General features: G+C 61.8%; 4 protein-coding genes and 1 pseudogene. 1 reads left to right on the top strand and 4 read right to left on the bottom strand.

Annotated elements, in window-relative coordinates; all coding sequences use genetic code 11:
* Nucleotides 1–377 precede the first annotated feature (377 nt).
* The gene (locus ABLA28_RS09900; protein ID WP_347713524.1) at nt 378–1817 is read left to right on the top strand and encodes a hypothetical protein; all 1440 of its coding nucleotides are present in this window, start codon (nt 378–380) and stop codon (nt 1815–1817) included.
* Between the two features lie 284 nt (nt 1818–2101).
* Here the strand turns inward: ABLA28_RS09900 and grdD are convergent, their stop codons facing one another.
* The 4 genes and pseudogenes from grdD to ABLA28_RS09880 all read right to left on the bottom strand — a co-directional run.
* Complete coding sequence (gene grdD / locus ABLA28_RS09895) at nt 2102–3253, bottom strand: glycine/sarcosine/betaine reductase complex component C subunit alpha (protein WP_347713523.1); 1152 nt, start codon at nt 3251–3253, stop codon at nt 2102–2104.
* A 13-nt stretch (nt 3254–3266) separates the two neighbouring features.
* Entirely contained in the window at nt 3267–4805 is a 1539-nt protein-coding gene (grdC, locus tag ABLA28_RS09890; protein ID WP_347713522.1) for a glycine/sarcosine/betaine reductase complex component C subunit beta, read from the bottom strand.
* A gap of 175 nt (nt 4806–4980) precedes the next feature.
* On the bottom strand, nt 4981–6306 hold the full coding sequence (grdB, locus tag ABLA28_RS09885) for a glycine reductase complex selenoprotein B (RefSeq protein ID WP_314717951.1): 1326 nt from the start codon (nt 6304–6306) through the stop codon (nt 4981–4983).
* Between the two features lie 30 nt (nt 6307–6336).
* Nucleotides 6337–6468, bottom strand: a pseudogene (locus ABLA28_RS09880) (glycine/sarcosine/betaine reductase complex selenoprotein A); the annotation flags it as partial.

Here is a 6468-nt window from a genome sequence, read left to right as displayed (position 1 = left end):
CACTCGACTAGTCGTCGGCAGCGTCAGATGTGTATAAGAGACAGGGGCTCTCAGGTTCTTTGCGTCACCGTGGGCCGGTCAAATCGAACCGCGGGCGCATCGCCGCGATCTGCCGCAACTTCCTGAAGCCGCTGGTGCAAACGCTGCGCTGTAAACGCTGTCGGAAAAATCTCCCTCGAGTTCTTGAAGAGCCCGAGGGAGATTTTTCCTTGGAAGGGCGGAGCCGTAAGCATCGGTCATGCAGCCCTCCCTTCAAGGATAAGAATAGAGGAAATCGTTGGGGCAGGATTTAAAATGTATGATAAGATTTGACGATGGAGCATTTTTGGGGACTGCCAAGGTAAAGGAGAGTGTGTGTTTTGAGGAGAGGGATCGGTTTGGGCAGGGAAAGAACCGGGATTTTGGTATTGGCTTTGCTTTTGGGGCTTGCCCTGGTTTGGGGGGTAGGAGGTTCGGATGCCGCGGACAGCTCCCTCCAGGTCAACGGCAGCTCGTACGTCGACCTGGAGAGCGATGCGGTGGTCATCAACGGCCATGTCTTCTCCTACGACGTGATGTCCGGGGCGACCGTGCTGCCTTCCAGGGTTGTCGGAAAGGGAGCGGAGCCGATGGATGCCGCGGAGAAAGAGCGCAGGATGTTCTGGTCGGTTCAGCCCCCTCGTGGGATCGTTCGAGGGGAATATTATTTTGAGAATTACAGCTTCGGGGGGAAGAATGGGCTGTACTCTGCGCTGATTGACCTGGTGATCGATAAGGGACGTATCGTCCATATCGAGATGGACGAGGTTACGCCCCCGGAATATTACTCCGAGCTCTGGAGGGCTCAAAGGAAAAGGACATCGGGTTATGCTTTCTTTCAATCGACGAAACCCCGGACCGACCGTACCCTGGTTACGGTGGTGAACGGCCTGACCTTTCTGGAATGGCAGATTCTGAAGGCGAACAGCCTTAACATCGATTTCGATACGGTTTATGGTTCCTCGAACAGCGCACGGGACGGGTTCATCCCCGGAGTCAAGGAGCTGCTCGAAAAGCTGAAAGAGCCTTCCAATCGTTATTATATCGGCATCGCAGATCCCGGCGAAGACGGGATCACACCTCGCCTCGAGTTGATATTTGAGGGGAAAAAAATCGTCGAAGCCCGTTATAACGAAATCTTTGCCGATACTCGGGAGGCCATTCGAGAGGAGGATTTGAAAAAATACTATCGGCAGAGCAAGAGAGATTCCGTCTATTACCGCGAGGATACCAAGGGGAGATTCAACTCCTTCGCCGACAGGTTGACGACTGCGATTCTGGATAAACAGTCCTTGGACGTTTCGGTGGACCCCGATACGCCGGAGGCCGCAAATTACGCTCGCCTGGCTGGGAAGGTTCAGTCGGCCGTCGATGAATACCTGGCGCAGGGATATGTCCACGATATTGGGAAGATCGCGGAGAAACCGGAGCATTGGGCTCCGAAACACGCGGTCTCCGACCGGCGCAAGGATATAGAAATGTCCCTCGTCGAGGGATCCCTGCATTATGATGCGGACAAGGAGACTTACTCCCTTACCGTTTCCGTCCTCAACAAAGGCTCCGAGGACTACCGCTTCAGCACGGAGTCCTTCTATCTTTATGTAAAGATTCCCTCCAACATCTTCGATACGGTGGGGGATGGTGAGGCGCGTTCCATCCTGTTGAAACCTGGGGAGACCACGGAGGTGCGGCTGAATCTCGCGCCCGTCCTGAAGACGGACACGTATCCGATCCTGAAATTTGATGGAGCCGGGAAAGTCTATTTTGCCTTCGATCTGAAGGATCCCTTGAAACTTTAGTTAAGAGTTATGCAAAAGCGCTCCCCAACCGTACGGTTGGGGAGCGCTTGCTGTTGTATCGTCCAAGCGTGACGACCTTGAAATATCCGGTCTTCTGCGCCTGTCAAGCGCGGTTAACGAAACGAAGTTTTAATGCCTTGGTTGCCTTGGCACGACATTCAAGCCCTGACGGCCTTGAAAGACCGGTCGTCCGCGCCTGTCAAGCGCGAAATCCGTATCGCGCTTGACAGATAGCGACCGACACAGCACCCGCGAGCTTCCGCCCGCGGGGAGCTGGTCGTCTGCTACAGATATCCGTTCTCCTTCAGGATGACCTTGGCCTTCTCCACGTGCTTCGCCGGCATCTTGATGACGGGGCCGGTACAGCCCATGGCGGACTCGGCGTAGATGCCGGCTTTCCAGAGCGACTTCACCGCGTTCTCGATCTCCAGGACGTCGATGCCGTGCAGCTCGTCGTCCGTGGGCTCCGCGGGAGGAGCCTTGACCTCCTCCACCGCCTCCGCCTTGGGCGTCAGGGCCGCGATCTCGTCGTCCAGCCCCGCCCTCCTGGCGGCCTTCAGCTCGGCGGCCACCTTGTCCGGCAGGCCGCCGGCGATGACCGATGCGTTGTAGGCAAGCGCGTTCGCGATGACCGGCGCGCCCGAGGCACGCGAGATGATGGAGACGACGCTCCGCCAGCCCTCGCCGCAGGACGGGCCGTAGCCCCAACCCGTGGCCTCGTAGGACCCGCCCGTCGTGAAGGACGAGAACATCTTCATCAGGACGTTGCCCGACAGCGTGTCCGTCACGCACACGTCCACCGCCCCGGCCAGGATATCATTGCCGCGCAGCACCGCGCCGCCGTCCTTGCGGACGGACGCGCCGAAGGTGATGGGGTATCCCCTCTCCTTCAGATGGGTGAGCGCCCGGAACACGGGCTGCGCCGTGTCCACGTTGAGGATCCCGACCGTCGGGTTCTCGATCCCCATGGCCTTCGCCGTCGCGATGCCGTAGAGCGCGTTGCGCAGCATCGCCTCGCCCCGGATCGTCGCCGAGGTCCCGGTGGTGGAGGCCAGGATCATCGCCTTGCCCCTGCCGGGCGTCATGACGCGCCCGATGGTGGTCACGCCCAGCGGGAAGGGGAAGTGGAGCGCCACGGCGCCGGCGATTCGGCCGTCCTTGAGCGCCGCCTCCAGGGTCGAGGCAACGTCCGCCTCGCAGTCCGGGGTCTCGATCCACTCCAGCTCCTCGAACCCGGGAGTGCGCGGACCTATCATGACGGGCGTGACGTTTCCGTAGGTCTCCCGCGCCAGCCGCGCCCCGCGGGCCAGCTCCTCTGGCCCCAGCTCGCTTCCGGCGGCCATCAGGCCGACCTTCACCTTGGGGCCGCCGCTTCTGGCCGACTCGATGATCTCGGCCAGGGCGGACCCGACTACCTTCCTGATTGCGTCAGACATGAGCTCCGCCCCCTCAGTTCAGCTTCCCGGCGATTTCGGAGAGCGCCTCCAGGATCAGGGACTTCACGTCCTCCTTGCTGACTGCGCCCGCGGACGCGCCGCCGGTCGGGGCCTCGATGAGGAAGGAGGCGCCGTCGGCCAGGTTGGTCAGGCGCGCCAGGAAAAGGCTTCCCTTTCCGATGATCATGACGCGCTTCATCTTGCCCGCACGGATGCCCTCGCAGGCGGGACCGATGAAGGGAACGCCCGCGGGGATGTGTCCCTGCGTGTGGGCGTAGCCCACCGTCCCATGCTTCTTGATGAAGGCCTCCATGTCGGCCTTCTCGATGGCCTTCTTCATGACGGCGAGGGCCGCGATCATCTTGATGTTGGCCAGGGGCACGTCGCCCGCTCCGGCCGGCGCCGTGATCTCGGGGTTCTGGAGCTCCGGGGCGAAGCGGTCCACGTCCGTAAAGGTCAGTCCCGCGGCCTGAAGGGGCTCGAAGGTCAGGGCGGAGGTAACGGCCTGAGGAGCGCCGCCCGCACCGACGGTGTGCTTGCCCAGGACGTCGAGGCGCATGATCGGGTTCGTGCCGTCGTCAGGGACCAGAAGGACGGCAAAGCTGCCCACGCAGTCCTCGAGGGCCTTGAGCCCCTTCTTCACGTGGTCGCGGCTGTTCATGTAGAGCTTGGGGATGGAACCACCGGCGACGACGGCGATGTTTCTGCGCGCGCCGGCGGCCACCTGGGAGGCCGCCGCGATCATCGCGTTGACGGGCCCGGCGCAGAAGCCGCGCACGTCGCACCCGGAGGCGTTGACGCAGCCCGCGACCTCGGCGATGGCCTTGGCGAAGTTGTTGCCCGCGCGCTGCCCCACGTCGCCCGCGCCCTCCTCGGAGCACTCGATGACGAAGTCGAGGTCCGCCGGGGCCATGCCGCTGTTCTTCAGCAGGTGCAGCAGGGCGAGGACGCCCGACGCCTTCCCGGCCAGGTTCTCCATCAGGACGTGGGCCGTCAGGCAGGCGTCCGTGGGGTGTCCGCTGCGGATGCAGCCGACGACCTTGCCACCGAAGTGCAGGGGCAGGGCCTCACGATCCTTGACCTCCGCTTCGATGTCGGCCAGGTCCTTCATGTTTTTGGGCCGCACCACGCGCTTGACGATCGACTCCGTGACGACGGGGTCCTTCGCCAGCTTGGCGCTGACGGACTCCGCAAAACCCTTCTCCAGCCAGACGAGCTCGAACTCGTCGCAGGCGGAGATCAGCCCCAGGAACTCGTCCTCCGGCATGATCTCGCCGAACTTGCCGTAGCGCTGTGCGTCGCTCAGGCGGTTCTCGGTCCAGGGGGCCTTGGCCTCCTCGAACGCCTCGTAGCTCAGGCCGCCGATGTAGGTCTGGTTGGGAGCATAGTGCAAGGCCTCCTCGTAGGTCTGAAGGTGCCTGGGCAGAGCTTCGACGTACTCCTGCTCCTTGCCGCTGTGGCGGGCTTCGTAGGGGGTGCCGCCGTAGAAGCTCCCCGTCTCGGGCGCGTGGTTCAGACAATAGGCATAGCTCTTGATTCCTACCGTGGACATCCATAGTCCTCCTTAAGACAACGTGAAACTCGATCGATCCGGCCGCGAGAGTCCGCACCCCGATTTTTTCCATCTTTTTTCCATCGAGGCGGCCGCCCGCCAACATCGGCAAAACAATATATCGAAGGCCCAGGTGCGACCCTGGGCCTCGGAGAAACAAAACGCTGACGATCTCCTACTCCGTGAAGACGGTCTGCTCGGTGATGTCCGTCTGGAGGGCCTTCAAAGCCCTCTCGACGAGACGGCGGCGCAGAGCCTTCTCCTCCTCGGGGGTACGGGTCGGGTCTCCCAGAGGATGGGGAATGGCGATCGCCGGGACGATTCTGTTTGCGCCAACCGTCTGGGAGATCGGGACGATCGTACAGACGTGCACCACGGGCAGCTTGCGCTCGATTTCCTTCACCATCGTTGCACCGCAACGAGTGCAGGTGCCTCAGGTGGAGGTGAGGATGACCGCGGTCACGCCGTCGGCCACCAGCTTGTTGACGATCTCCGCACCGAACCTCTTGGCGCTGGCGACGGCCGTGCCGTTCCCCACCGTGGTGTAGAACTTGTTGTGCAGCTTCTTGAAGACGCCCTCTTTCTCCAGGTCGCGCATAACATCGACGGGCAAAACCCGGTCGGCGTCCTGATCGGCGTAGGTGGCGTCGTAGCCGCCGTGGGCCGTGCAGTACTTGTCGGAGGTCAGGTCGTTCACGCCGGTGATGTCGTACTCGCCGTACTTGCTGGCGCTGGACGCCTCGATGTGGTCGGGGTTGCCCTTCGGGCAGATGCCGCCTGAGGTCACCAGGGCGATGACGGCATTCTTCATGTCCTTGACGGCGGGCTGAGGGGGCACGCGGTCGAAGACCGGCATCTTGTACTCGGTCTCGAAGGGGAGGTCCTTCAGCTTGGAGACGAACATATCCACGCAGCGCTCGGCCGCCAGCTTGTCGTAGAAGACGTTCTTGCGGATGCCGCGCTCAATGTAGCCCTCCTCGCAGGGTTTGCCGATCGGCTCCTTCTTCAGGAGCTTCAGGATCAGCTTGCCCATCGCGGGGACGGCCTGCTTCATGCCGGCCGCGCTGTCAGGGGTCTCCACGATGTAAGCGGCCTTCTTGTACATCTCGACGCCGGGGTTCTCCGGGTACATGCCGCTGATGACAGGGATCCCCAGCTGCTTGGAGACGGCCTCGCACATGGCGCCGCACGCGGTTCCGTAACGGCCCGCGTTGAACGCGGGACCCGCCACGAAGGCGTCCGGCTTATACTTTTTGATCATCTCGATGATCTCCGCGCTCGCCTTCTCCATGTTGGAGGCGAAGTAGGAGTCTCCGCAGATGACGGTCGCCACAATCTCCGCCTCGGAGCCCAAAGCGGCCTTGAGAGCGGTTCCGGGACCTACGACGGCCTCACGGATCTCAGGTTTGTGGTCGGCCTTTTCCTCACCGCCAATGCCCGCGTAGAACTGGTTGATGTAATGAACCACACGAAAAGCCAATTCTGTCCCACCTTTCTTCATAGGGTGACAGCATCAATCGCGGAAGTTTGGTCAGATCGCGTTTTTGCTGTACTGATCGCGTATGCCCTTGACCGCGGCTGCCAATGCTTCGGGGTCGAGCACCATCTCCATCATGCTTATCTGCTCTTCCCAAGCGGCGGGATCACACTCGGCGCGAATGAC

The organism is uncultured Fretibacterium sp., from assembly GCF_963544685.1.
Lineage (GTDB): Bacteria > Synergistota > Synergistia > Synergistales > Aminobacteriaceae > CAJPSE01.
The sequence above is the reverse complement of the archived record's forward strand: the minus strand, read 5'-3'. Positions and strand labels throughout refer to the sequence as shown.